This is a genomic window from Telluria sp. AZSoR62 (genome assembly GCF_058111565.1).
The window spans coordinates 14,572-38,889 of the sequence record NZ_JBYTST010000017.1 but is presented as its reverse complement, the minus strand read 5'-3'; the positions used below and the strand labels follow the sequence as shown (position 1 = coordinate 38,889).

The window sequence follows — 24,318 nt, the reverse complement described above, 5'->3', positions numbered from 1 at the left end:
GCAATGAGGCGTGCGCTGTCGACTGCTGGCGCGCCGGGCGCCCGGGGCGGTTCAGTGGAGCGTTACAGCAGACCAACATGGCGGGGCGCGCACGGCCTCCGTCATGCTAGAAGATGCCCGGGGCGGGCACTGTGCGGTGACGTACACAGGGGGCAGATGCGCCGCCCTGTTGCGGGTTCGTCGGCTCAGCCGGCGAGCGCCAGGCCGCCGGCCACGTGCCAGGCCTGGGCATGGCCGAGCTGGCGCAACAGGCGCGCCGCCCGGGCGCTGCGGTTACCGCTGCGGCACATGAAGACCAGCGGGCGCGGCTCGCCCTGCAGCCAGGCTGCGGCCTGTCCGGCCAGCCGCGACAGCGGGACGTGCCGCGCCGCCCGGCCGCCCAGGTGGGCGGCGCCGGCCGCATGCTCGGGCAGCTCGCGCACATCGACCAGCAGCGCGTCCGGATGGGCGTCCAGGTAGGCCTGTGCGGCAGCCGCATCGAGGTGCATGCCGTCCTCCGGCAGCGCTGCGGCGCCGGGACGCGACACCGCCGGCTCGCCGATGCGGTGGCAGCACAGGGCCAGGTCGGCGACCATAGCACCAGGCGGCAAGGCGCCGAAGACGAAGCGCACCGCGTGGGACGGGAGCGTATCGCCTTCCGGCCTGCCCAGCAGGAAGGCGTCACCGGCCTTGAGCAGCAGGTCGCGGCCGAGCGCGATGGAGTCGGGCGCCGCTTGCGGGGCCAGGCCTATCAAGGCGCACAGCGCGTCGGCGCCGCCGGCACCATGGCTGGTATCGAAACAAGCCGTCAAGCGGCAGCCGCGGGCGCGCAGGTCGGCCGCAATGCGCGGCGCCAGCGCCGCCGGGGGATCGATGGCGATGCATTCGCGCCCTTCCTCGTCGTAAAGCAGCCAGCCGCTCGCGCCGCCCAGTTCAAGCTGTTCCAGCCCGGCCGGGGGCTTGCACGCGGCCAGCGCCTGGCCGCAGCGCAGGATGCGGGCGCAGGCTTCCTCAATAAAGGCGTCGTCCACCAGCGGACCGAAGGACATGCGCACCGCCGACGCGCTGCGCTCGAGCGGCACGCCCATGGCGTCGAGCACGTAGCTGGGCGCGGCCCTGGCCGCCGAGCAGGCCGAACCCGCGCTGACGCGCACGCCGGCCGCATCGAACAGGTCGAGCAGCTCCTTGCTGCTGCGGCCAGGTACCGAGAAATTCAGGGTGGTCGGCAGCGCGTGCGCGAGCGGGGCATTGAAGACCAGGCCCGGGAAGGCCTCGCGCAGCGCACCGGCCAGGCGGTCGCGGCATGCAATCAGCTCGGCATGGGTGCGGAAGGTGCCGCCCTCTTCCAGCGCGGCGAGCACCGCGCCGAAAGCGGCGATGCCGGCCATGTTCTCGGTGCCGGAGCGCTGGCCGGCTTCCTGGCCGCCGCCGCACATCAGGGGCGTATAGGGCGCGCCTTCGCGCACGTAGAGCAGGCCGACGCCCTTGGGCGCATACAGCTTGTGGCCCGAGAACGGCGCGTAGTCGATGCGGGTGGCGCCAAGCGCCAGCGGCAGCTTGCCCAGGGCCTGCACGCAGTCGACCATCCACAGCGCAGGACTGGCGGTGTCGTCCAGGACCGCGGCGATGCCGTCGAGATCGGACACGATCCCGGTCTCGTTGTTGGCTGCCATGGTGCACACGAACGCGGCGCGCGGCGCCAGTTCGCGCAGCACATCCAGGCGGTGGCGTCCGCCGGCATCGACCGGCAATGCACGCAGCTCCAGATTGGTGCCCAGCAGGCGGTTCCAGTGCGCCAGCGATTCCGGCACCGCCTTGTGCTCGGTGGCCCCGTACACGAGCAGGTCGCCGCAGGGCTCTCCGCGCAGGCGGCGCTCGCGCACCGCGCACAGCGCGGAGAGCACGACGGTCTGGATGCCCTCGGTGGCGCCGCTGGTAAACATCACCCTGCCCCGGGCCGCGCCCAGCACGCGGCGCGCCGCTGCCCGCGTCGCATCGAGCAGGGCCTTGGCGCGCAGGCCGGCCGCATGGCTGCTGCTCGGGTTGCCGAAACAGGCCCCCATGGCAGCGTTGGCGGCCGCCGCGGCGGCCGGCAGGACCGGCGATGTGGCGTTGGCGTCGAGGTAGAGTTCGCTATTCATTAAAAAATTACAAAAAGGTAATTAATTGCTATGGATCGTGGTATTGTTAGTGAATATGTTACGGAATTGACCCGATAAAGGTATACCAATTTCTCTGACATATCCCGTACGTTTGGCATATCTATTCTCCATATACCTTTATTTGGAAAATGAATTCACTCGACAAGTTTGATTGCGCCATTCTTGCCGCTTTGCAGGCAGACGCTACCCTCTCGATTTCCGGCCTCAGCGAAAAGGTCGGCCTGTCCAGCACCCCATGCTGGAAGCGCGTCAAGCGCCTCGAGGAGGACGGGTATATCGAAAGCCGCGTCAGCATCGTCAACCGCAACAAGGTCGGCCTCCCGGTGACGGTGTTCGTCAGCGTGCGTACGAGCGAACACGACGAAAAATGGCTGGCGCGCTTCGCGGCGGCCGTGATCGCGCTGCCGGAGGTGCTCGAATTCCACCGCATGAGCGGCGACGTCGACTACCTGCTCAAGGTCGTCACCACCGACATCGCCGGCTACGACCGCTTCTACAAGAAGCTGATCAAGGCGGCGCGCCTGAGCGGGGTGTCGTCCGCGTTCTCGATGGAGCAGATCAAGTACACCACGGCGCTGCCGCTGGAACTGATCTCGCACGGGCTGCCTGCTTGACCTCACGCGCCCGGTAAAAACAGCCCTGGATGTGCGATCATGGCGTCCGTTCGCATATAACGGAGACCAAGCAATGCCCATCAAGATGAACATGGCGCCGCTGGCGCTTGCCGCGCTGCTCGCCGCCCATGCCGGTTCGGCCAATGCCGCCGAACAGCTCGTGAAAATCGGCGTCAGCGGCCCGCTCTCGGGCTCGAATGCCTTTGCCGGCAAGGACAACGAAAACGGCGTGCGCCTGGCCGTCGAAGAACTCAACGCACAAAAACTCCAGGTCGGCGGCAAGCAGCTGCGCTTCGAGCTGCAGTCCGAGGACGACGGCGGCGACCCGAAACAGGGCGTGACCGTGGCGCAGAAATTCGCCGACGCCGGCGTCAAGTTCGTGCTCGGCCCCTACAACTCGGGCGTGGCCATTCCCGCCTCGCGCGTCTACAACGACAGCGGCATCCTGATGTCGACCGTCGGCACCAATCCCAAGATCACCGCGGCCGGCTACCCGACCGTGTTCCGCATCGTCGCCAGCGACACCCAGGTCGGCGGCTCGGTCGCGGCCTATGCGGCCAAGGAACTGAAGGTCAAGAACGTGGGCGTCATCGACGACCGCACCGCCTTCGGCCAGGGCATCGCGATGGAATTCAAGCGCCAGGCGCAGGCCAATGGCATGAAGGTCGCCGGCCACGAATACACCACCGACAAGGCCAGCGACTTCGCCGCCATCCTGACCGCCCTCAAGGCCAAGCGCGTGGACGCGGTGTTCTTCGGCGGCTATGCGCCCCAGGCCGCCCCGATGGTGCGCCAGATGAAGCAGCTCGGCCTGAACGTGCCGCTGCTGGGCGGCGACACCCTGTGCAGCCCCGAGATGGCCAAGCTCGGCGGCGCGGCGGTGGGCGAGAACGTGCGCTGCGCGCAGGCCGGCGCCATCGTCGCCAGGCAGCCGGGCGGCCCGGCCTTCATCAACAGCTACAAGGCCCGCTTCAAGCGCGAGCCGGACGTGTACGCGCCCTCGTTCTACGACCAGACCAAGTTCATCGCGCAAGCCATGAAGAGCGCGAATTCGACGGACGCCGCCAAGGTCGGCGCGGCGATGCACACGATCAGCTACCAGGGCGTGGTCGGCACCTATGGCTACGACCCGAAGGGCAACCTGAAGAAGACCGCCGTCACCGTCTACACCTTCAAGAACGGCGCCCTCACGCCGCTGGCCAGCTACTGATTTGGGAAGAACCACGATGAAAGCACTGTATCAACTGGGCGCCGTGGCTGCGGCCGCGCTGCTCGCCTGCTCGCCGGCGCTGGCCGCGCCCACCACGCCGCCGAAGCCTGCCTCGGCCGCGGCTACTGCCGAGAGCCGCCAGATCAACGCGCTGGCCGACGAATACTACGAGTCGCTGGCGCGCTTCGAGCCGGTATGGGCCACCGAAAACGGCGACAGCCGCTTCAACGACCAACTGGGCCTGTCGATCTCGCCAAAGATTCGCCAGCAGCAGTTCGCGCTGTACCGCAGCTATCTGAAGCGCCTGAACGCCATCCCGCGCGAGCGCCTCGGCAGCCGCGACCAGACCAGCCACGACATCCTCAAGTTCGAGCTCGACACCGCGCTGCGCCTGGCCGCTTTCCCGGAGCACCTGATCCCGATCGACCAGATGGTCAGCATGCCGGTGATCCTGGCGAACTACGCCGGCGGCCAGGGCGCGCAACCGCTCACCTCGGCGCGCGACTACCGCGCCTACCTGAGCCGCCTGAACCAGCTGGTGGCGCACATCGACCAGTCGATCGTCAACATGCGCGAAGGGATCCGGCGCGGCGTGGTGCAGCCGCGCGAGCCGATGCAGTCCGCCCTGCCGCAGTTCAAGCAGCTGGTCGCAAGCAAGCCGGAAGAGAGCATCTTCTACATGCCGATCAAGAACATGCCGGCCAAGTTTTCCAGCGCCGACAAGCGCAGCTTGACGATCGCCTACCGCAAGGCGATCGCCAACAAGCTCAATCCGGCCCTCAAGCGCCTGGCCATCTTCATCGAGAAGGACTACTTGCCGAAGACCCGCACCACCGCCGGCTGGAACGCGCTGCCGCAAGGCGCGGCCTGGTATGCGGCGCGCGCCGCGGCCATGACCACGACCAGCCTCACACCCGACCAGATCCACGAGATCGGCCTGAAGGAAGTGGCGCGCATCCAGGGCGAGTACGGCGTGACCGGACCGAAGATGGGCTATACCGGTCCGGCCGCTGGCCTGCCGCGCTGGGTGTCGGAGCAGCCGAAGTTCAAGCCTTTCACGTCGGACCAGCAGGTGATCGAGGTGTTCCGCGAGCTCGATGCGAAAGTGCGCACCAAGCTGCCCGCGCTATTTACCCTGATGCCCAAATCGCCGCTCGACCTGCGGCTGGAGCCGGAACTGTCGCGCGCAACCGCCTCGGACCACTACACCCCGCCGGCAGTGGACGGTTCGCGTCCGGGCGTATTCTGGTCGGTGGTGAACGACCCGAAACAGTACGGCAGCACCGGCATGGTCACGCTCTACCTGCACGAAGGCCAGCCGGGCCACCACTTCCACATCGCGCTGGTGCAGGAACTGGGCCTGCCGAACTTCCGCAAGTTCGGCGGCAACAATGCCTTTACCGAAGGCTGGGCGCTGTATGCCGAGACCCTGGGCAAGGAGATGGGCCTGTTCGACAAGCCGGAAGACTATTTCGGCCACCTGAACGACGAGATGCTGCGCGCGGCGCGCCTGGTGGTGGACACCGGACTGCACGCCAAGGGCTGGAGCCGGGCCAGGGCGATCCAGTACTTCCAGGACACGCTGGGCTATTCGGAGGCCGAGGCGCGTGCGCAGATCGAGCGCTACATGGTGTGGCCGGGCCAGGCGCTGGGCTACAAGATCGGCTCGCTGAAGATCATGGAACTGCGCAAGCGCGCGCAGGATGCGCTGGGCAGCAAGTTCAGCCTGCCGGAGTTCCACCGGGTCGTGCTGGAGGAAGGCACGCTGCCGCTGGCGGTGCTGGAGGCGAAGGTGGATCGGTGGATTGCGCAGGCGAAGTAGCCGCCATCCCGTAGGGTGGGCAGGAAACCTGCCCACCCTACGAGGTACCGCTGCATCGGCGTTCGATGCAGGCTCAGACCACCATGAACACCGGATACCGTCTCCACTCCGGCTCCCGATAGCGCTCGCAGTTTGCAAAGATAAAGTCCAGCACCGCCTCCTGGTTCCCCAGCAGCGCCGCATTCTCGCGCTTCCACGCGTCGAACTTGCTTGCGAGCGCCGGCTCGTCGTTCAGCAGTTCCGCCGCGTGGTCTTCGAACACGTAATCCGAATACACTTCTTTTTTCTCCAGCACGCTGTTGAAGAAGCCCCAGCGGAAGAAGCTGTCGTGGCCTTGCGGTTCGAGGGTTTCCACGGCATAGCGCGCATTGTCCTGGTCGAGCGGCACGATGACGTCGCCGGCGCGCAGTGCTACCCGCCCGCGGCGCTTTTCCAGCACCACGTCGTCGTGGAACATGTGGCCTTCGTAGGCATGCGGGCGCGAAGCGACGGAAACGATGTGGTAGTAGTCGACTTCTTCCATCCGGTCGGCCTCCACCCGTTCCAGGCGCACGCCGTTCCACTCCAGGCGCTCGATCGCTTCCCGCCACTGCTGCGGCACGATGTAGGCGCGCGGCGCAGGAACCGTGATATCGGCCGGGAAGCTGTTGTAGTAGGCGATGTCGCGCTCCCACGGCTTGCTGCGGTCGTAGGACAGGCGCGTGTAGTTGCCCAGTACGCTCGGCGTGTACTTGGCTTCATAGCCCTTGAAGCGGAACGAGGACGGATTGGCCTCGTCCATCGCCCAGTGGATCGGCCACTCGGCGCGCGTGCGGCCAGCCTGCCTGGCGGCGCGGCGCAGGGCCTGGATCTGGCCGGCGTGCTTGACGGTGAACTCCAGCGCGGTCTCGACCAGCGCGCGCATCGACTCGTAGCGGTCCTTGAACGGCTTGAGCATGTGCGTTTCGGGCATGAAGCCGATCGTGTGGTGCAGGGCCGCGTAGCCGGTCGAGAAGCGCGCGGTCTCGAGGAATTCGGCGATGCCGTGGTCCGGACAGTCCTTGACCGGGTTCACGTAAGGACAGGTCGGCCAGCCGCGCTGCTCCATGCCGGCGTACATGGCCGGCAGCATGGTCGAACGCAGGAAGCCGCCCAGCCCGTCGCCCAGCTTGTCCGCTTGCGTGTGGATCAGGGTCATCGTGTAGCTGTAGTCGGCGCCGTTCGAAGTGTGGGTGTCGACCATCACGTCCGGGTCCCAGGCGGTGAACAGCTGGTTGAACACGCGCGCGGTCAGGGTGTCGCACTTGACGAAATCGCGGTTCAGGTCGAGGTGGCGGCTGTTGCCGCGGAAGCCGAACTGCTCGGGGCCGTCCTGGTTCACGCGCGAGGTGTCGGCGCGATTCAGGCTGCCGTCCACGTTGTACATCGGGACGAACAGGAACACCGTGTCGTTCAGCGCAGCCAGGCGCTCGGGCTGGGTGCAGAAGTCGCGCACCAGCGCCATGCAGCTGTCCACGCCTTCCGGCTCGCCCGGATGGATGCCGTTGTTGTTGAAGAAGACCGGACGGCCGGCGCGCTTGAGTTCCTCGCGGTCGAACACGCCGTCGCTCGTCACCACGCCCGCGTGGATCGGCACGCCGGCATCGGATACGCCTACCTGGGCAAAGTGCAGCACGCCGGGATAGCGGCGCGCGAGCTCTTCGTACCAGGCGATGCAGTCGGCCAGCGTCGTGGTCTGGTTCAGGTTGCCCTGTTCGTAGGGGGTCAGCAGTTCGTTGGACATGGTTTGCTTGATGTTGGGTTGATTACTGGATGGTCGGCACGGCGACCGGCGCGGTGAGCGGCAACGTGATGGCCAGCACGGTCCCGCCGCCCGGGCTGGAACGCACGTCCATCACGCCGTGCACCGCGTAGACGCGCTCGCGCATGCCGATGATGCCGATGCCTTCCGAGGCGCTGGCCGGATCGAAGCCGTTGCCGTCATCGGCCACGACGATGCGCAGGGTCTGGGCGCCTTCGTCGAGCACCAGGCGCACCTGGGCCGAGGTGGCCTGGGCATGCTTCATGATGTTCGACAGGGCTTCCTGCACGATGCGGTAGGCCGAGATGGCCAGCTCGTTGGGCAGGCGCGAGAAGTCGCCCTCGCCGTAGAATTCGAAACCGCAGCCCGAGCCGCTGTCGTAGTGGCGCACCATCTCTTCGACCGCGCCGTGCAGGCCCAGCATGTCGAGCACCTCGGGGCGCAGGCGCCGCACCAGGCGGCGGCCGTTGGCGTACAGGTCGAGCGCGAGCTTGGTGATGGCCTGCGACTTGCGCCCGATCTCGTCGATCTCCGGGCACGGCACGGCCTTGGCCGCCAGGGCGCCGATGGCCTGGGCTTCCAGGCGCGCGGCGATCAGGGAGGCATTGAGTTCGTCGTGGATCTCGACCGCGATGCTCTTGCGCTCGTCCTCGATGATCGAGTTCACCTTTTGAATGAGCTTGCGCTTGTCGGCGTCGGCGCGCAGCGCCTCGTTGCGCGAGGCGAGCAGGTCGCGGGTGCGCTCGGCCACCTTGTTCTCCAGGTCGCGCTTGGATTCGTCCAGCGCCAGCGCCATCTCGCCGATCGAGGCCTGCAGTTCGCCGACCTCGCCGCCGGTGGTGACCGGCAGGTGCACGCGGAAGTCGCCGTTGCGGATGCGGCTCAGGGCCCCGATGGCTTCGCGCAGCGGCACGGTCAGCGAGCGCGCCAGTACCCAGGCCAGGATGCCGCTGGCGGCCAGCGCCAGCGCGGCGATGCCCAGCTCGAACTGGAAGCGGCGGGTCTGCTTGGCCATCATGTTCGAAGGCGACATCGTCACCCGCACCCAGCCGACCACCTCGGTGGTGAGGGTCGGGGGACGCAGCAGGCTCGATGCCGAGACGTGGGGCGTGCCGTTGTCGGTGAACAGGTTGATCCACACCACCTGCTTCTTGATCGGCGCCTCGTAGTAATGCGGCTGGGCGTCGATGGCCGACTCGGAATCGACGCGCACGGCATGGGTGCCGTCCACGCCCACCACTTCGATGCGATACAGGCTGCTGTCGGACTGCACCAGGCCGTTGATGGTCAGGCGCAGGTCGGACAGGTTGCCCGAGATGACGTTGTATTCGCTGGTCTCGGCCAGCGCCCGCGCCAGGATGCGGCCGCGCTCGGACAGCTCCTCGGCCACCTGCGAGCGGTGCGAATACCACGAGTACCAGACGAAGGACGTGAACAGGCAGGCCACCGGCAGCATGGTGATGAAGGTCATGCGCCGGCCGATGCTCCAGCCGCGCCAGAAGCGCATCGTCATGGCTTGGGCGCCACCGGGACCAGGGGCACGGCCAGCGCAGGCGCCGCCGGGGGCAGGATCGGCGGGGTCACCGAGGGCGCGACCGCGGGCGCGCGCAGCGGCGCACCGGAACGCAGCGGCGCGCGGGCAAACTTGCGCGCGCTGTCGGTCACGCGCACGTCGAGCGAGCGCGCCACGCCTTCATTGACCAAAGTGCGGAAGTAGCGCGGGAACTGGGGCGGGGCCAGTTCGCCGGTGGCGACGAAACTGGCCGCGATCTCGGCCACCTGGGTGTTGATGTCCTCGATCTCGGAATAGGTCGTGGCCAGCGCGCCGACCTTGACCATGTCGGCCGAGAAGCCGATCACGCCCTGCTTGCGGCGGTAGGTCGAGAGCAGGATGTTGCGCACGTTCTCCGGGTTGTAGACGTCGCCGTCGGGCAGCGCCAGCAGCACTTCGGAGCGCGTCATGCGGTTGAGCGTGTGGTTGATGTCGTCGCCCAGCGCCAGCGGCTGCACGTCGACTTCGCTCTCCAGCGTCGGGCGCAGGAAAGCGGTGTCGCGCCCGAGGATGGCGCCCACGCGCACCGGGCGCCCGTACAGCAGCGCGGCCAGGCGCAGCTGGTCGGCCGGCGCCGGTTCGGCATACACGGCGGTCATGGAGGCGGCGCGGCCCGGGGCGGACTTGGTCACCGCGCGCCAGACCTGGCTCGACGTGAAAGCCGAGATGACCACGCAGTCGCAGCGGCGCGCCACCGCGTCGCGCAAGGCGACCGGGCCGATGGCCACGTAGAGCATGCGGCGGCGCTGTCCCAGTTCGGTGCGGAAGGCAGCGAAGGTGGGCACCAGGCGCTTGTACAGGTCTTCGGCGATGCGGCGCGTGACTTCGCTGTCGTCGCCGGTGACGATCTGGAAGCGGAAGCCCGTGACCTCGGCGTCCTTGGCCACGTCCTGCGGGGCAGCCTGCGCGGCGCCGGCCAGCAGCGCGAGCGCGGCGCAGGCCGTGCGCAGGAGCGTCGGGAGCAGCATGGGCGTTACGGTTCGATCAGGCCGTGCTTCACGGCCAGCAGGGTGATGTTGGCCTGGCGGTGCACGCCCAGCTTTTCCTTGATCGACTGGCTGATATTGCTGATGGTCTTGGTCGACAAATCGAGCTTCTCGGCGATTTCGGCATTGGTCATGCCCTCGGCCATCAGCTTGAAGATCTCGAGCCCGCGTTCGTCCAGCTGCGACTGCGGCGTGACGTCGCCGCGCACGGCCATGCTGGCCAGGCGCGAGGCGATCTGCGGCAGGAAGTACAGCTTGCCGTCGTGGGCGTGGCGCACCGCGGTGACCAGGTCTGACGGGTCGCAATCCTTGGTGACGAAAGCGTGCGCGCCCATGCGGTAGGTTTCCTTGATCAGGCTGTCCTGGTCGAACTGGCTCAGGAAGATGATCTTGGCGCGCGGGTCGTCCTTCAGGATGCTCTGCGCGGCATCGAGGCCGGTGAGCTCCGTCCCGAAACGCATGTCGAGGATGACCACGTCGGGCTGCTGCGACGCATACAGCGCCACCGCCTCGCTCGGGGTCTTGGCCTGGCCCACCACCTGCATGCCGGCCGCTTCCAGCGACATGGCAAAGCCGGTCATGACGATGGGATGGTCGTCGGCCAGCATCACACGTATCGGTTTTTTCTGTTCGGACACCACTTTTGCTCCTGTCTTGAGGCCCGCTTACATTCGCTTACCAAGTTCTGGCACCTATGTGTGCCAACTGACGGAAAGGGTGCGGGTGATAGGAGGATTATTTCATACAACGCGTCACGACGCGAGTGTCCACTGCTCCTCCTGATCTGGCACTCGAACACTTACACATGGAATCAAATTTACTACGAAATCGCTTTACATCTTGCTAGGCCCTAGCATATATTGATTCCATTAGCTGTCTGATGCATATCTTTCCTGAAGTAAAAAGTTCTGCGCCCCCCTCGCCGAACGACAAAAAAAGGAGATCGCCATGCACTTCTCGCAAATCAATGATGCTCCGGGCGGCAAGGCCGGCAAGTTCGCCCTGGTGGCCGGCCTGCACGCCCTGGTGGCCGTGGGCATGGTCAACATGATGAACACCAAGACCATCAGCCTGCCCGCGCTGATCGACGACAAGATCGTCTGGATGCAGCCGGAAGTCCCGCCGCCGCCGCCGCCGGAACCGCCGCAACCGCAGCAGAAGGTCACCAAGCCGGACATCGTCGTGCCGAAGCAGGAGGTCGAGACGACCCCGCCGCCGATGGAAGACCCGATCCAGGCCAGCACCGAGCCCGCGCCAGAGCCGGAACCGGCCCTGCCTGCGCAGAACGAGGCCCCGCCCGCGCCGCCGACCACCAAGAGCAATCCGGGCGAGATGCGCAGCGCCGTGCTGGCCGACGCCAATGGCTGCGCCAAGCCGGAATACCCGGTCAATGCGGCCCGCAACGGCGAGACCGGCACCGTGACGCTGGCGCTGATGGTGGGCACCGACGGCCGGGTGCAGGGTTCGCGGGTGCAGAAGTCGAGCGGCTCGCGTGACCTGGACCGCGCCGCGGTCAATGCCCTGAGCCTGTGCCAGTTCAAGCCGGCCATGAACGGCGGCGTCGCCGAAGCCGGCTGGGCGCAGATCGCCTACGTCTGGACCCTCGAGTAAGCCGTACCGCGTTTTCCCCTCTTCGCCCGCCCCAGCTCCCAGCCTGGCGGGCTTTTTTTCGCCTGCAGTTTCGCTTTTTTCTCAGGAGGCCGCCCGCCGACACACCCGCAGCACCGACAACAACACCAAAAAATGGAGAGAGAAGATGCTTACCGCTGGATCCTCGAGGACGCCGCCGCGCGCCCTCGGCCTGGCCGCGCTGGCGGCCGCCTGCCTGACCCTTGCCGCGCTGGCCTGGCTGGCCATCGCCCCTGCCAAGCCCCCGTCCCTGCCTGCCGGCCCGCCCCAGCTCGATCGCATGCTGCGCCATGTGGCGGTGTTGGCAAGCGAACCGCGTCCGATCGCCACCCAGGCCAATGCCAGGGCGCGCGATTACATCCTGGGCCAGCTGCGCGGCATGGGGCTGGCGCCGCTGGTCCAGAAAACCACCGTGCAGAAGTCGGTCATCCAGTACTGGGGCGGCAGGCATGTGACCGTGGGCGTGGTGCACAACATCCTGGTGCGCATCCCGGGCAGCGCTCCAGAGAGCATGCGGCGCCCCGCACTGCTGCTCGCGGCCCACTACGACACCGGCAAGACCACGCTGGGCGCGGCGCGTTCCGGCGCGCAGGTGGCGGCGCTGCTGGAAACCGCGCGCGTGCTGCGCGCCGGCCGGGCGCCGGCCAACGACATCGTGCTGCTGTTTGCCGATGGCGAGAACGTCGGGGCGCTCGGCGCCCAGGGTTTCACGGCGCATCCATGGGCGCAGCAGGTGGGCCTGGCGCTGCGCTTCGACGCGGCCGGCAGCGGCGGGCCGCTGGTGCTGTATGACGCTGCGGGCGCCGGCAGCGAGGTTCTGCGCGGTCTCGCCGGCGCCGCACCGGGCATGGGGGGCACGTCGCTGGTGGCAGGATTGGTCAAGCTGCTGCCCGACACGCTGCGCATCGGCCCCCTGGCCAGCCTCGACGCCCCTGTCCTGCTGATGGCCAACACCAGCCTGCGCTTCGATGGCGAGCGCGTGCTCGATACGCCGCAGCGCCTGGACCCGGCCATGCTGGCCACGCTGGGCGACACGATGCTGCGCCTGGCGCGCCACTTCGGCGACGCACCGCTGGCGCGCGGCGCCCGTGGTGCGCACAGCTATTTCGACCTGCCGATCCTTGGCAGCGTACGCCATTCGGCGCTCCTGTCTTGGGTACTTGCGGTCCTGAGCTGCACGCTGCTGGTGCGCGGCTACCGGCGCGCACTGGCCCAATCCGACACCACCGTCGCGCCGCTGGTACAGGGCTTTTTCGGCATCGCGCTGGTCCTGCTGGCGGCGCGCATGGGCCTGTGGGAGCGGCGCGACGAAGTGGCCGCGCTGACGCGGGCCGCCAGCCATGAGCCGGCGCTGGTGTTTGCCCTCATGTACGGCTGCCTGTTCGTCGGCGCCCTCTACCTGCTGCGCTGGCTGGCCGGCGGCGTGGCGGTCTTCCTCGGGGCGATGACGTGGATTGCACTGGCCCTGGTCGCCGTGCTGCTGGTGGCGCCTGCCTCGGCCTACCTGCTGGCGTGGCCGCTGGCGGCGGCGCTCGGCGCCTTCACGGCGCTGCAGGCTGCCCGCGGCGTGTGGGGCCGCCTGGGGATCGTCGTCGCGGGACTGCTGCCGGCATTGCTGCTGTTTCCGCCCTCGCTGGCAGACGCCTGGACCGCCCTCGCCCCGCAGGGACTGTATGTGCCGGCCCTGGTGATCGCCATCCTGATGCTGTGCTTTGCGAGCATGTTGCTCCTGTTGCCGGTCGGGCGCGTGGCCGGGCCGGCGCTGGCCCTGGTGTTCGCCGGCTGCGCGGTGCTGCCCGTTTCCGTCTCCGGTGCGGTCGCGCCGCCGGAACGTCCAGCCGTCGAGCCGGACCGGCTGTTGTATTTCAAGGACATGAACAGCTGGCGCGCCTACTGGCTGCTGCCGCCCCAGCCGCTGGACGCCTGGTCGAAGGGTTTGTTTCCGGACCTGGCCCAGCCTGCGATCCATGTGGACGTCTTCGGCTGGCACAGCCCGCGCCAATGGTATGCGGTCGCGCCGCGCGACGACCGCATCGCCTTCCCCGAAGCCTTTTTGCTCAAGAACCCAGCCCTGGCCTGGACCAACGCGAAGCCGAGCACCCGCCAGGTCGAATTCACTCTGCGCTCGAAGAACCGGGCGCCGCACATCGAGCTGTGGGCGGCCGGCACCAAGCCGCTGCGCTCGGTCATGAACGGGCGGGTCTTGAGCACCAGCGAAGGCGGCTGGTCGATGTCGCTGTACGGGATGGAAGACCAGCTGCTGCGCTTCACCTTCGAGGCCAAGGGCGAGGACCTGCTGGCGATCGTGGTCGAGGAGCGCATGCCCGGGCTGCCGGCCCACCTGCTGCCGCCCGGCGCCCCGCCGCGCATGCCGGGAACGGGCATGACAATCTCCTCGGACGTGCTGCGGTTTTACTGAGCAGTTGGCATACAATGGCCGATGCACGCCGGGCACCCCTGGCGTCATGTCCATTCGATTAATTTACGCAGCAGGATTCCATGCACAAGATCGTCTCCTCCGTTGTCCTCACCGCCCTCGCGGGCAGCCTGGCCCTGGCCTATCCGGCCGCCGCCACCGCTGCAGCCAAGTCGCCCAAGTCCGCGCAAGCCGCGACCGTCAAGGAAGCGCCGCTGCGCGCCCACCTGGCCTTCCTGTCGTCCGACGCCGTCGAAGGCCGCGGTACCGGGCAGCGCGGCGGCGAACTGACCGTCACCTATCTGGAAACGCAAGCCGCCGCCGCGGGCCTGCAGCCGGCCAACAACGGCAGCTTCCGCCAGCCGGTGAAGATCGCGGGCGTGCGCTCGCTGCCGCAGAAGAGCAACCTCGCCATCATGGCCGGCGGCCAGGCGCTGCCGCTGCAGTTCGGCGCAGACTGGGTCTGGGGCCCGGGCGACGCCAAGGCCGACCACACCCTCGACGCCGAGATGGTGTTCGTCGGCTACGGCATCAACGCGCCGGAAGAAGGCTGGGACGATTTCAAGGGCATGGACGTCAAGGGCAAGGTCATCGTCATGATGGTGAACGACCCGGCGCCGACGGCCGCCGAGCCAAAGCGCTTCAACGGCGCCGGCCTGACCTATTACGGCCGCTGGACCTACAAGCTGGAAGAAGCCGCGCGCCAGGGCGCCGCCGGCGTGCTGCTGATCCACACCGACGCATCGGCCTCGTACGGCTGGAGCGTGGTGCAGAACAGCTGGGCCGCCGCCGAGCGCTTCCAGCTGGCCGAGGGCAAGCTGGGCACCGGCCTGCAGGGCTGGATGACCGACGCCACCGCGCGCAAGCTGTTCGCAGCAAGCGGCCAGGACCTCGACAAGCTGCGCTTCGCGGCCGAGGACAAGGCCTTCAAGCCGGTGGTGCTGAACGCCCGCGTCAAGGGCGAGGCGCGCGCCGAAGTGCGCACGCTGAACGAATTCAACGTGGCCGGCATCGTGCCGGGCACCGACCCGAAGCTCAAGGACGAAGTCGTGGTGTACAGCGCGCACTGGGACCACATGGGCAAGCAGGGTAGCGAAGGCGACACCATCTTCAACGGCGCCGTCGACAACGCATCGGGCACCGCCGCCCTGCTGGCGATGGCGGAGCAAGCCGTGCGCAATCCGGCCAAGCGCAGCCAGATGTTCCTGTGGGTCGCGGCCGAAGAACAGGGCCTGCTGGGCAGCGCCGCCTATGCCGCCAAGCCGCTGTGGCCGATCGAAAAGACCGTCGCCAACCTGAACCTGGACAGCCTGAACTTCGTGGGCCTGGTCAAGGACGTCAGCACCCCGGGCAGCGAACGCACCGACCTGGGCGCGATGGCCGCCGCCACCGCCAAGAGCATGGGCCTGCAGATCGCCGCGGCCAAGCCGGACCTGGCCGGCGGCTACTTCCGCAGCGACCACTTCAGCTTCGCCAAGGCCGGCGTGCCGGCGTTCTCGGTGGGCGCGGGCCACGGCTGGGTAAAGGATGTGGAAGCGAGCGACGCCAAGCAGAAGGCCTACCGCGCGCGCTACCACCAGGTGTCGGATGAATACGATCCGAACTGGGACCTGGCCGGCATGGTGCAGCAGGCGCAGTTCACGCTGAACCTGGGCCGCATGGTCGCGGATGCGCCGAAGGCGCCGCAGTGGAAGGCGGGCGATCCGTTCGGCAAGGCGCGCACGGCAGCCAAGTAAGCCGTTCTACGGAACGTGAAAAACCCGGCAGTGCCGGGTTTTTTTTCGCCCTTCGCTATCGGGGGTCGTTCGATGGATGAAATTTTATTTCATGCAGCAATCTCGCATGAAATATTGTTTCATGCAGCCCGATTACTGGATGATCCCGCACGCCATCCGGGCACCACCACCGCCGAGCGGCGCCGGATGGTCGGCATGGTTATCCCCGCCCGCATGCACCATCAGGGCCTTGCCCTTGACGTCCGCCATCTTCAGCCGCGGGGCCAGCACCGGATTGGACGCCGCCCCTTTCTCATCGACCGCCAGCGCCGGCAAATCGCCCAGGTGACCCTCGCCCCATGGCAGCCCGTGCTTGCCGGTCTTGGCGGGATCGAGGTGGCCGCCCGCGGCGCCTGCCGCGACCGTCTTGCCATCCTTCTGGTTCGGGCCGCAGTTGCCGTTTTCGTGCACGTGGAAGCCGTGCAGGCCGGCGGGCAACCCGGTCAAGGCAGGCGTAAAGACCAGACCATGCTTCGTCTCGCTGATGGTGACGGTGCCCACGCTGGCGCCCTCGCCCTTCTCGGTTGCCATCTTCAGGGGGGCCTTCATATCGGCGGCATTGGCGGCGGCGCAGCTTGCGCCCAACAGGACGGCACAGATCCAGCGAATCTTCATGACTAGCTCCTTGGGAATCGGTTAGTGAACGAGAACCGGAACAAGTGTATGCCATCGCCCGGGACGGGGGCGTCCGGCTGGATGTGCTGACGGGGCCCGCAATGCAGCCAGCCGGGACATGCCCGGCTGGTTGGGTGAAGCAGATGCTTGCCGCGCCAGCGCGGCCGTCGCTTAAACGTTGCGGCGGCGGCGCGCCAGGCCCAGCAGGCCGAAGCCGGCGCCCATCAGCGCCAGGGTCGCCGGTTCCGGAATCGGCGCCGGCGGCGCAATGCTGTCGCCGGCCAGGCGGATCGCATCGATCTCTTCCCAGTCGGCGGTGTGGTTGCTGTTGACATACACCTTCAGGCCCGAGACCAGGAACGAGGTCGTGGCCCACGACATGCTGAAATCGAAGGGGACGTTGGCGACGCTAATATCGGCGCCGGACCATACCGTGTGCAGCTTGCCCAGGGTGTCGATCACGTCGACCTGGGTGACGAAGCCGTTGCCCGAGGTTTCGCGGATGGTCGCGCCGGTGGCATACACGGCGGTGGTGAAGCCGACCGAAATGAATTCCATCGTGCCGTTCTGGCTACGCGGCGCCCATGCGGTCGCGTAGTCGCCATACAGGAAGGTATTCGGCGCGCCCAGCACCTGCGCGGCGCTCCAGCTGCCCGCGCTGTACTGCGAGCTGAAGTCCTTGACCGTGCTGGCATATTGCAGCACCGGCGCGGCACTGGCGGCCGAGGCGAGGAGCAGGCTGGTGCAGGCGGCGGTGATCAGGCGTTTGATGGACATGGCGTGCTTCCGGTTGGGAACAATGATGCCCATAAGAAGCAAAAATAATGCCAGAATAAAATAATTGCATAATTTCAATGCCTTAGCGCGGAGGGCATCCCGGCGCGCGGCCCGGGTGTAAAGTCTTCCGACAGCACCAGGGCCGCGCAAGGCTCACGCGCCAGCAGGCATCAGGCCAGTTCGGCCACGTCCGGCTCCGGCTTGCGCTGTCCGGTTTCCTGCCCCTGCGCGCACTGCGGCAACCGCGCCAGGATGTCTACCAGCGCGCGGAATTCCACCGGCTTGACCAGGTGATAGTCGAAGCCGGCCGCTTTCGAGAGGTCGCGGTCGCGCTCCTGCCCATAGCCGGTGAGCGCGATGAACACCGCCTGCGGATGCTCGCGGCGCAGGCGGCGCGCCAGCTCGTAGCCGGTCATGTCGGGCAGGCCGATGTCGAGGATGAAGGCATGCGTGTGGGCGATCTCGCTCGAGGCCAGCGTGCGCACGCCGTCCTCGAACACGTTCACGCTATGCCCCTGCGCGCGCAGCAGCACCGCCAGCGACTGGGCCGCATCGGCGTTGTCGTCGACGATGGTCAGGGTGCAGGGCGCCACGCTGCGCGCCGCCGCATGCAGCTGCGTTGGGCTTGGGACGCCCGCCGCATCGACCAGCGGCAGCAGCACCGACACCGAGGTGCCCAGGTTCAGGCCATCGCTATGCGCTTCCACCTGGCCGCCGTGCATCTGGATGATGGACTTGACCAGCGCCAGGCCGATGCCGAGGCCGCCCTGCGAGCGGTCCGGCGTGCGCTCGGCCTGGGTGAACAGGTCGAACACGTGCGGCAGCAGCTTGGCGTCCATGCCGCTGCCATTGTCGATCACGATCATGCGCGCCGCATCCAGCCCGGCTTCGAGGCGCAGCGTAATGCGGCCCTGCGGCGGCGTGTACTTGGCCGCGTTGTTGAGCAGGTTGACCAGCACCTGCACCAGGCGCGTGCGGTCGCCCGCCACCACCACCGGCCGCGATGGCGCTTCCACCATGAGCAGGTGCTGGCGCGCCTCGATGTGCGGGCGCGCCTGCTCGACGGCGGCGCGCAGCACCGCGTCCAGTTCGAGCGGTTCGGTATCCAGCTTGACCAGGCCGCGCGTGACGCGCGACACATCCAGCAAATCGTCCACCAGCTCGGTCATGTGGCGCACCTGGCGCGAGATGATGTTGCCGGCCTTGAGGCGCAGGTTCTCGTCCACGCTCGGCATCTTGAGCAGCTGCGCCGCGTTGGTGATCGGCGCCAGCGGGTTGCGCAGCTCGTGCGCCAGCATGGCCAGGAATTCATCCTTCATCTTGCTGTGGCGCTCGGCCTCGGCGCGCGCGGCGCGCTCGCTGGCCAGCAATCCCTCGCGTTCCTTCGCGGCGCGCTGGGCCAGCTCGTACAGGCGCGCATTGTCGATCGCCACCGCGGCCTGCGACACGAAGCCGGTGATCAGCTGCTCGGTGCGCTCGTCGAACATGTGCGTGCGCGAGTGGCCGAAGAACAGCCCGCCCAGCACCTCGCCCGAGCGCGAATACACCGAGGCCGCCAGGTAGCTGCGCACCGGCAGGTGGCCTTTGGGCATGCCGTGGTGCGGGCCCATGCTGCCATAGCGCGGGTCCTTGGTGATGTCGTCGCTGCGGATCGGCGCCGTGCCGTGGAAGGTCGGCGCGAAGATCGCGGTTGGACGCGGATGGCCGAACCGCTCGAAGGCTTCGCGCGGCGCGCCGCTGAGCGTATAGAGCAGGTAAGCGTCGCCGTTGTCGTCCTTGCCGTTGTAGAAGAAGGCACCGAATTCGGCGCCGGTCAGTTCGGTGGCGGCGTCGGTGATCGCCTGCAGCAGCGTGTCGACATCCAGCGTGGACGCGAGCGCATTGCCGGCGCGGTTGAGCAGCTCGAGCATGCGCGTCTCTTCGCGCAGCGCTTCCTCGGCGCGGATGCGGCGCAGCGCTTCCCAGGTGCGGCGCGCCAGGTCTTCGGCCAGCGTGCGCTCGTCCTCGGTCCAGCGGTAGGCGTGGTCCTTGTACAGGAAGCCGGCGCCGTGCAGGCGGTTGCCGTCCTTGAGTGGAATGACGATGAGCGAATGGATGCCCAGGCTCAGGCAAGGGTCGGCGACGGCGACGCAGCCGGGATCGGACCTGAGATCGTTGATGCAGATGGTGGCGCCGGCGCGCAGCTGCTCGAGCAGGCCCGGCGAGAGCATGTCCAGCGGCAGCGTGCCATGCGCGCCGCCGGTCTCGACACCGTCCATCCATTCTTCCTTGACCGCGAAGCTGCGTTTTTCTTCCTCGAGCTCGACATACGCCACTTTCGAGCCGGTGAAGTATTCGCTCGTCAGCCGGATGGTCGCCTTGAGCATCGGGGCGAACTCGGTCTCGCGGCGCAGGGTATCGGCCAGCATCAGCTGGTAGGCCTGGCGGCGCTCGCCCATCACGGCCTTGGTGGTTTCGATGGCGGTCACCAGCACCCCTTCGATACCGCCGGTGTCGCCATAGATCGGGCTGTACGAGTGGCTGAAGTAACAGCTCTCGGCAAAGCCATGACGGTTCAGCATGATCTGGAATTCGTCGTCGGCGAAGGTGGCGCCCCGGCGCACCTGCTCCCACATCGGCTGCAGCGTCGGCCAGGCTTCGCTCCACGTGTTCCGGCTGTCATCGCCCAGGGCCCCGTCGAGCTTGGCACCAAGGATGGGCACGAAGGCATCGTTGAAGAACTGGACGTAGTCGTCGCCCCAGGCGAGATAGGCCGGCATGCGCAGGTCGAGCACGGTGCGTACCGCGTGTTTCAGGCTGTGCGGCCAGCTGGCGACCGGGCCGACGGCGGTGGTCTCCCATGGGAAGGCGCGCATCTGGCGTTCCATGTCCGACATACCGGTTGTGGCGCCGGTCGCATGCGGGGTCGCGTCAAAGGGCCAGGGCATATTGCTCGATTGGTAAAAAGTGTGAAAAGAACGATAACTCAGCAGTGGATCATAACAGTCATCACACCGGCTCGGCGTACGGATGAGTTAAGTACGCAACACAGGGACACATGTCGGATATGTTACCCGCGCAGCATACACGCTATGTCGGCCACAGATTGTCGGTTAGTATGAGGGCCGAGCGATTGTTGCTTGTTCACAATAACTGCAGCGTCGATCCTGCCGGGCCGGCAATGGCCCGTGCCTCAGTCATAGACCTGTGGAAGTGGACATGCTTTCGTTTGACGATCAACTGGGACGCGCCCGCAAGCACATGGACGCGGCGCAGGCAAAGCTGGACCGGTTGCGCACTCTGTCACCCGTCATGATCGACCTGTCGCTGCGCGAGAACGCCGTGGGCGCGCGGATCGGCCAGACCTTGGCGGACCGGCTCGACCTGCTGCCCCGCTTGAGGGAATTCGGCTTTCGTCGTATCGTCCTCGGTACCCTGAATTATTCGCTGCCGGACGAGCCGGAAGTCGACGACGACTTCATGCTGCACCTGCGCGACCACGGGATCGACAGAAGCGGATGCTTCGCCCTCACCGGCATCGGCATCCCGGATGCCGATGGCATCTTCCAGCCTTCGCCCTCGCTACGCAAGCTGCGCGACTACGGCGTGCCCAACACCCTGCTCGAGATCGGCCTGAGCGACGAAGGCATGGCCGGCGAGTACGACATGGCCGCGCTGCTCGATGGCCTGCCCGCCAGCGTCGACTGGATCCATGCGCACGTCACGGGCGACGGCGGCCAGGCGCCACGCATCATCGTGAACATCGCCGACGGCTGCGACGCCTTTGCCGAGAACCTGCCGCGCGTCGTGTCGGTGCTGCGGCTGCTGGCCCGGCTGCCGATCGAGGGCGTGAGCATCGAGGATGCGCGCGGCACCTTCTTCCCCTTCCAGGTCGGCGCCTATGTCGCCATCGCCCGCGACATCCTGCCGCCGCCCATGCAGCTGCTGGTGCACGTGCACGCTGGCGCCGGCTTCGAGAACGCGTCCGTGATCGAAGCGCTGCTGCAGGGCGCGGACGGCGTCTGGGCCGGCCTGCCCAAGCGCACTGCCGTCAATGGCCACGCCTCGCTGGGCGAATTGATCGCCAACCTGGCCCGCATCGGCAACCAGTCGGTGGCGCAGTACCGGCTGGACAGCCTGCTGCCGCTGGCCACCGAGATCCAGCAGCGCATGGACGGCGCCGCCTTGCCGGACGACCTGCCGATCCTGGGCGCCAATGCCTACCGCTTGCCGCTGAGCGTGTTTCGCCAGCGTGCGGACCGCTTCATGGACCTGCCGCCGGAACGCATCGGCGGCAACTACCGCTATCGCATCTGCCCCGTGGTGAGCGACCCGGCCGTGATCGCCGGCCGCCTCGCCGAAATCACAGGACGTCCTGCCCACTCGTTCGCACCCAGTCATCTGGAAGCGATGGTGCGTCTCATGCGCCAGTCCCTGCGCGCCGGCGACCGCACCGCCTACGACGAGCCTGGCCACCTCCTCGCCCTCTACCAGCGAGCCTCAATGCAGCAAGAAAGGAAACCCATGCCTGGACTGGAAATGCATCGCCCCGCGCACGCTTGCGCCGCAGACCCCTTGGCCGGTGCGCGGCCCGACTGGTGGTGGACCGGCCTGTCGCCGCACGCGGCAGAAGCGGCGGCGCACCTGCAGGCCGGGCGCGTGGTCTCCCTGCCCCTGCCCGATCTTGCGACCTGCACCCGCGCATCGGTGTTCGACTACTTTGCCAACGGATGGCTGCTCAACGAGGTGCTGTTCAGCGGCCTGCGCGGCGAGGACGCCTTCATGCGCCCGCCCTACCACGGGCTGCGCCACCCGATGATCTTTCATTACGGCCACACGCCCAGCCTGTTCGCCAACAAGCTGCGCGTGGCAGGCTTGCTCGAACATCCGATCAATGCCTATTTCGAGCGCGTGTTCGAGGTCGGCGTCGACGAGATGTCCTGGGACGACATGTCCAAGAACGAGATGAGCTGGCCCGGCGTGCAGGAAGTGAGCGACTACCGGCGCCAGGTCTTCGCGCTCGTAGCCGACCTGATTGCGACCCACCCCGGCCTGGCCGAGGGCCACGCGCCGATCACGCCGAACGATCCGCTGTGGGCGCTGTTCATGGCGATGGAACACGAGCGCATCCACCTTGAAACTTCGTCGGTGCTGATGCGCGAGATGCCGCTCGCGCTGCTGCAGCGTCCCGCGGCCTGGCCGGCGCTCCCGCCGACCATGTCCATGTCTACCGGACTCGATACCATGCTCCCGGTGCCGGCCGCCCAGGTGGAACTGGGCAAGCCGGCAGGCTGGCCGAGCTTCGGCTGGGATAACGAATACGGCAGCCGCCAGGCCCAGGTGGGCGCGTTATCGGTGTCGAAGTACATGGTGGCGAACGGGCAGTTCCTCGACTTCGTGCGCGCCGGCGGCTACCAGGACCAGCGGTTCTGGAGCGACACCGGCTGGAAGTGGCGCTCCTTCCGCAATACCAGATGGCCGACCTTCTGGCTGCCCGCCGGCCCGGCCGGCCTGCACGAGTACCGGCTGCGCACCCTGTTCGAGGAAATCGACCTGCCCCTCGACTGGCCGGTGTGCGCGAACTTCCACGAAGCGCAGGCTTACCTCGCCTGGAAATCGGCGCAGGACGGCCGGAGCTACCGCTTGCCGACGGAAGCCGAACACGTCTACCTGCGTCGCGGCCCTGCCGCCTCCGGGCGTGCTGGCGTCAACGACGATGCGGCGATGCGCTGCGGCTCGGTGCAGTATGCCGAGTCGCACGGCGCCAACCTGAACCTGGCCTTCGCCTCCGAAACAGCGGTGGGCTGGTCAGCGGCGGGCCCCTTCGGCGTGCACGACATCGCCGGCAACCTGTGGGACTGGTGCGAGGACGACTTCCATCCACTCGACGGCTTCAAGGTGCACGCGCTCTACGACGACTTCAGCACCCCCTGCTTCGACGGCGAGCACAAGATGATCCTGGGCGGCTCGTTCATCAGCACCGGCGCCGAAGCCTCGGTGTTTGCCCGCTTCCACTTCCGGCCGCATTTTTTCCAGCACACGGGCTTTCACGTGGTGGCGCCGGATAACGGCGACACCGATAGCGCGGTGCGCCTGCTCGGCGGCGGCTCGGCGAAGTACCAGAACAAGTCGGTGCTGTCGCAGTACCTGCTGTTCCACTACGGCGCGCCGGACAAGTCGGCGCCGGCCTCGCTGGCCGACATGGTCGGGAATTTCCCGCAGCGCTGCGCGAATCAACTCGTGACGCTGGCGCGCCGCCACGGCTGCGGATTCGAGCGCGTGCTGGACGTGGGGTGCGCGGTGGGCGCGGCGAGCTTCGCGCTGGCGCGGTCGTATGACCACGTCACCGGCGTCGACATTTCCGAACAGTTCATCGATGCTGCAGAAGCCTTGCGCCGTGGTGATTCGCTGCCCTACAAGATCATGATAGAAGGCGATATCCACGAGACGGCGGTGGCGGTCGCGCCTGCGGGGGTGGATCTGGCGCGCGTCGCTTTCCGCCGCGCCGACGCCTGCTCACTGCCGAGCGAGTATGCGGGCTTCGATGCGGTGCTCGCGTCGAACCTGCTGTGCCGCCTGCCGAGTCCCAAGGCTTTCCTCGGACGCCTGGGTGGACTGCGCGGGCTGGTAAAGGAAGGCGGCATCGTGGTCTTTGCGTCGCCGTTTTCTTGGATGGAGCAGTTCACGGGGAAAGGCGCGTGGCTGGGCGGCACCGAGGGCGAGGATGGGCCGCAGTGGTCAGCGGATGGCTTGCAGGAAGTGCTTGGCGAGGAGTTCGAGCTGGTGCACCGGGAAGATATGCCGTTCATGATTCGGGAGCACCGCCGCAAGTATGAATATGTGGTGTCGGACCTGACGGTGTGGGTGCGGAAGGTGTCCGTCTGAGTTGACTGGGGGCAGTCGTCGATCAAACACTGTACTGCCCCTTGGTCGACTTACGGCGACTGATGGCTTTAGCCAGCATCAATATTGCATCCTCAAATTCCCTAAGAATGGCTTCTTCGACTGCTCATGCAGGGGTT

At 67.2% G+C, this 24,318-nt stretch carries 15 protein-coding genes; 7 read left to right on the top strand and 8 right to left on the bottom strand.

The window, feature by feature from the left end:
* Positions 1–185: 185 nt before the first annotated feature.
* Complete coding sequence (locus AC3XQU_RS20945; protein ID WP_489876091.1) at positions 186–2,120, bottom strand: aminotransferase class V-fold PLP-dependent enzyme; 1,935 nt, start codon at positions 2,118–2,120, stop codon at positions 186–188.
* Positions 2,121–2,269: 149 nt separating this feature from the next.
* Between AC3XQU_RS20945 and AC3XQU_RS20940 the strand changes: the two genes are divergently transcribed.
* The 3 genes from AC3XQU_RS20940 to AC3XQU_RS20930 all read left to right on the top strand — a co-directional run bounded on the left by AC3XQU_RS20940 (position 2,270) and on the right by AC3XQU_RS20930 (position 5,787).
* Positions 2,270–2,755: an Lrp/AsnC family transcriptional regulator gene (locus AC3XQU_RS20940; protein ID WP_489876090.1), complete on the top strand. Its 486-nt coding sequence runs from the start codon at positions 2,270–2,272 to the stop codon at positions 2,753–2,755.
* A 73-nt stretch (positions 2,756–2,828) separates the two neighbouring features.
* Positions 2,829–3,965 carry a branched-chain amino acid ABC transporter substrate-binding protein gene (locus AC3XQU_RS20935; protein WP_489876089.1) on the top strand — a complete coding sequence of 379 codons (1,137 nt, stop codon included), beginning with the start codon at positions 2,829–2,831 and terminating at the stop codon, positions 3,963–3,965.
* A 16-nt stretch (positions 3,966–3,981) separates the two neighbouring features.
* Positions 3,982–5,787, top strand: a complete 1,806-nt coding sequence (locus AC3XQU_RS20930; RefSeq protein WP_489876088.1) for a DUF885 domain-containing protein — start codon at positions 3,982–3,984, stop codon at positions 5,785–5,787.
* 73 nt (positions 5,788–5,860) lie between these two features.
* Here the strand turns inward: AC3XQU_RS20930 and AC3XQU_RS20925 are convergent, their stop codons facing one another.
* Genes AC3XQU_RS20925 through AC3XQU_RS20910 form a run of 4 tightly spaced genes read right to left on the bottom strand, consistent with a single transcriptional unit; the run spans position 5,861 to position 10,743 of the window.
* Positions 5,861–7,549, bottom strand: a complete 1,689-nt coding sequence (locus AC3XQU_RS20925) for a M14 family zinc carboxypeptidase (RefSeq protein ID WP_489876087.1) — start codon at positions 7,547–7,549, stop codon at positions 5,861–5,863.
* 22 nt (positions 7,550–7,571) lie between these two features.
* A complete protein-coding gene (locus tag AC3XQU_RS20920; RefSeq protein ID WP_489876086.1) occupies positions 7,572–9,080 on the bottom strand; it encodes a HAMP domain-containing sensor histidine kinase in 1,509 nt (502 codons plus the stop codon).
* Positions 9,077–10,087, bottom strand: a complete 1,011-nt coding sequence (locus AC3XQU_RS20915) for a hypothetical protein (protein WP_489876085.1) — start codon at positions 10,085–10,087, stop codon at positions 9,077–9,079. Before AC3XQU_RS20915 ends, AC3XQU_RS20920 begins: the two co-directional genes overlap by 4 nt.
* Positions 10,088–10,092: 5 nt before the next feature.
* Complete coding sequence (locus AC3XQU_RS20910; protein WP_489876084.1) at positions 10,093–10,743, bottom strand: response regulator; 651 nt, start codon at positions 10,741–10,743, stop codon at positions 10,093–10,095.
* A gap of 310 nt (positions 10,744–11,053) precedes the next feature.
* Between AC3XQU_RS20910 and AC3XQU_RS20905 the strand changes: the two genes are divergently transcribed.
* From AC3XQU_RS20905 to AC3XQU_RS20895, 3 genes are all read left to right on the top strand, one after another.
* Positions 11,054–11,716 (top strand): energy transducer TonB, encoded by a 663-nt coding sequence (locus AC3XQU_RS20905; RefSeq protein ID WP_489876083.1) that lies wholly within the window; start codon positions 11,054–11,056, stop codon positions 11,714–11,716.
* 145 nt (positions 11,717–11,861) lie between these two features.
* Entirely contained in the window at positions 11,862–14,153 is a 2,292-nt protein-coding gene (locus AC3XQU_RS20900; protein WP_489876082.1) for a M28 family peptidase, read from the top strand.
* A gap of 80 nt (positions 14,154–14,233) precedes the next feature.
* A complete protein-coding gene (locus tag AC3XQU_RS20895) occupies positions 14,234–15,886 on the top strand; it encodes a M28 family peptidase (RefSeq protein WP_489876081.1) in 1,653 nt (550 codons plus the stop codon).
* 132 nt (positions 15,887–16,018) lie between these two features.
* On the opposite strand, the gene sodC is transcribed toward AC3XQU_RS20895, so the two are convergent.
* The 3 genes from sodC to AC3XQU_RS20880 all read right to left on the bottom strand — a co-directional run bounded on the left by sodC (position 16,019) and on the right by AC3XQU_RS20880 (position 20,244).
* Positions 16,019–16,540: a superoxide dismutase [Cu-Zn] SodC gene (gene sodC / locus AC3XQU_RS20890; protein WP_489876080.1), complete on the bottom strand. Its 522-nt coding sequence runs from the start codon at positions 16,538–16,540 to the stop codon at positions 16,019–16,021.
* Between the two features lie 171 nt (positions 16,541–16,711).
* Positions 16,712–17,317 carry a PEP-CTERM sorting domain-containing protein gene (locus tag AC3XQU_RS20885; RefSeq protein ID WP_489876079.1) on the bottom strand — a complete coding sequence of 202 codons (606 nt, stop codon included), beginning with the start codon at positions 17,315–17,317 and terminating at the stop codon, positions 16,712–16,714.
* A gap of 170 nt (positions 17,318–17,487) precedes the next feature.
* A complete protein-coding gene (locus AC3XQU_RS20880; protein WP_489876078.1) occupies positions 17,488–20,244 on the bottom strand; it encodes a GAF domain-containing protein in 2,757 nt (918 codons plus the stop codon).
* 271 nt (positions 20,245–20,515) lie between these two features.
* Between AC3XQU_RS20880 and ovoA the strand changes: the two genes are divergently transcribed.
* Complete coding sequence (ovoA, locus tag AC3XQU_RS20875) at positions 20,516–24,181, top strand: 5-histidylcysteine sulfoxide synthase (protein WP_489876077.1); 3,666 nt, start codon at positions 20,516–20,518, stop codon at positions 24,179–24,181.
* Positions 24,182–24,318 lie beyond the last annotated feature (137 nt).

What these genes read in the sequence shown, in the direction of transcription:
- AC3XQU_RS20945 (WP_489876091.1), bottom strand. Translation starts at nt 2,120, where the DNA reads ATGAATAGCGAACTCTACCTCGACGCCAACGCCACATCGCCGGTCCTG.
- AC3XQU_RS20940 (WP_489876090.1), top strand. Translation starts at nt 2,270, where the DNA reads ATGAATTCACTCGACAAGTTTGATTGCGCCATTCTTGCCGCTTTGCAG.
- AC3XQU_RS20935 (WP_489876089.1), top strand. Translation starts at nt 2,829, where the DNA reads ATGCCCATCAAGATGAACATGGCGCCGCTGGCGCTTGCCGCGCTGCTC.
- AC3XQU_RS20930 (WP_489876088.1), top strand. Translation starts at nt 3,982, where the DNA reads ATGAAAGCACTGTATCAACTGGGCGCCGTGGCTGCGGCCGCGCTGCTC.
- AC3XQU_RS20925 (WP_489876087.1), bottom strand. Translation starts at nt 7,549, where the DNA reads ATGTCCAACGAACTGCTGACCCCCTACGAACAGGGCAACCTGAACCAG.
- AC3XQU_RS20920 (WP_489876086.1), bottom strand. Translation starts at nt 9,080, where the DNA reads ATGACGATGCGCTTCTGGCGCGGCTGGAGCATCGGCCGGCGCATGACC.
- AC3XQU_RS20915 (WP_489876085.1), bottom strand. Translation starts at nt 10,087, where the DNA reads ATGCTGCTCCCGACGCTCCTGCGCACGGCCTGCGCCGCGCTCGCGCTG.
- AC3XQU_RS20905 (WP_489876083.1), top strand. Translation starts at nt 11,054, where the DNA reads ATGCACTTCTCGCAAATCAATGATGCTCCGGGCGGCAAGGCCGGCAAG.
- AC3XQU_RS20900 (WP_489876082.1), top strand. Translation starts at nt 11,862, where the DNA reads ATGCTTACCGCTGGATCCTCGAGGACGCCGCCGCGCGCCCTCGGCCTG.
- AC3XQU_RS20895 (WP_489876081.1), top strand. Translation starts at nt 14,234, where the DNA reads ATGCACAAGATCGTCTCCTCCGTTGTCCTCACCGCCCTCGCGGGCAGC.
- sodC (WP_489876080.1), bottom strand. Translation starts at nt 16,540, where the DNA reads ATGAAGATTCGCTGGATCTGTGCCGTCCTGTTGGGCGCAAGCTGCGCC.
- AC3XQU_RS20885 (WP_489876079.1), bottom strand. Translation starts at nt 17,317, where the DNA reads ATGTCCATCAAACGCCTGATCACCGCCGCCTGCACCAGCCTGCTCCTC.
- AC3XQU_RS20880 (WP_489876078.1), bottom strand. Translation starts at nt 20,244, where the DNA reads ATGCCCTGGCCCTTTGACGCGACCCCGCATGCGACCGGCGCCACAACC.
- ovoA (WP_489876077.1), top strand. Translation starts at nt 20,516, where the DNA reads ATGCTTTCGTTTGACGATCAACTGGGACGCGCCCGCAAGCACATGGAC.